This is a genomic window from Halorubrum sp. AD140, assembly GCF_034497445.1.
GTDB lineage: Archaea > Halobacteriota > Halobacteria > Halobacteriales > Haloferacaceae > Halorubrum.
In genome coordinates this window covers 1-1,158 of record NZ_JAXRUU010000266.1, presented here as the reverse complement: position 1 = coordinate 1,158, position 1,158 = coordinate 1, and the positions used below count along the sequence as shown (strand labels likewise).

Genomic DNA, 1,158 nt, shown 5'->3' with positions numbered 1-1,158 from the left:
TCGCCGCCGCACTCCGGGCAGTCGCGGTCGGCGTCCGCGATCGACTCGGCCTCCAGTACCGGCTCCCCTTCGACTAACTCTGCGAGCTTCTCGGGCGTCACCATCCGCCCCTGAACGACGCGGTTCGACATACCTGCCGTTCGGCGCCGAGTACCTAAACCCCGGCGACACGCGCGGGCGCGGAGCGACGAACTACACGGGTCGGAGCGGCGGAGCGCGTATCCCCGGGTCACAGCCACGGCGCCCGGGAGTCGTCGTCCGTGAACGGGTCCGGGTCGTCGTCGCCTTCTCGCCCCTCGCCGCCGTTCGCGAGGACCGCGACGTCGTCGTCGACGACGGGGGAGGGGCCCTCGGGCGGCGCGTCGAGCGGCGGGTCGCTCGGCGGCTCCGCGGGCTCCTCGCCGGCGTCGGTCGCGTCCCGATACTCCTCGTCGGCGGATTCGGCGGGAGCGTCGTCGGACGTGTCGTCGTCGCCGGCGGGGCTCTGTCCCCCGTCCGAGTTCGGGTCGTACGCGAACAGGGTCGTCACGGCGAGCACCGCGAGCGCGACCGGCGCGTCCGTCTGCATGAGGTCGAACGGGCCGAGCAGGATCGGCAGCGCGAGCACGCCCAGCGCGACCGCGGAGCCGAACCGGAACCGGTCGATGTCGACGCGGCCGCGGAGGTGCGGCGACAGCAGCGCGATCGACAGCGCGAACCCGACGCCCACGGCGGCGGCCGCGGTGCCGTTGACCACGTACTCGGTCGAGGTCCGCAGGGCGACCCCCGACGGGTCGAAGCTCGCGACGAGGCCGAGCCCGATGATCACGCCGGGGCTCGGCAGGTACTCGCCGACCTCCGAGCTGGCGGTCTTTGCGGCGACGGTCAGGATGACGAGCCCGGCGAACCGCTCGAAGACGGGCAGGTTGAGGAGCCCTTGGAGCGTCGGCGCGAGGGCGGCCTCGACGGCGGCGACCGGGATGATCACCGCGCCGATCAGCAGGACCGAGGTCGCCATCTCCCGCCGGGAGCCGTCCATCTCCGCGAGGATCACCGCGGCGGTCGCGGAGCCGCCGAAGATGAGGATGCCGGTCTCGACGACGCCCGTGGCCGAGCCGAGGACGCCGGCGACGACGAGGGCGGGGAAGATGCCGTCGATTAGCGGCAGGGCCATGACGG

General features: G+C 73.4%; 2 protein-coding genes. Both read right to left on the bottom strand.

Annotated features, from left to right (window positions below; all coding sequences use genetic code 11):
• Window positions 1-131 (bottom strand): DUF5795 family protein (locus U4E84_RS18075; RefSeq protein ID WP_322533453.1); only part of this gene is annotated, 131 nt, incomplete at its 3' end.
• 98 nt (window positions 132-229) lie between these two features.
• Window positions 230-1,158 (bottom strand): DUF5794 domain-containing protein (locus U4E84_RS18070; protein WP_322533452.1); only part of this gene is annotated, 929 nt, incomplete at its 5' end.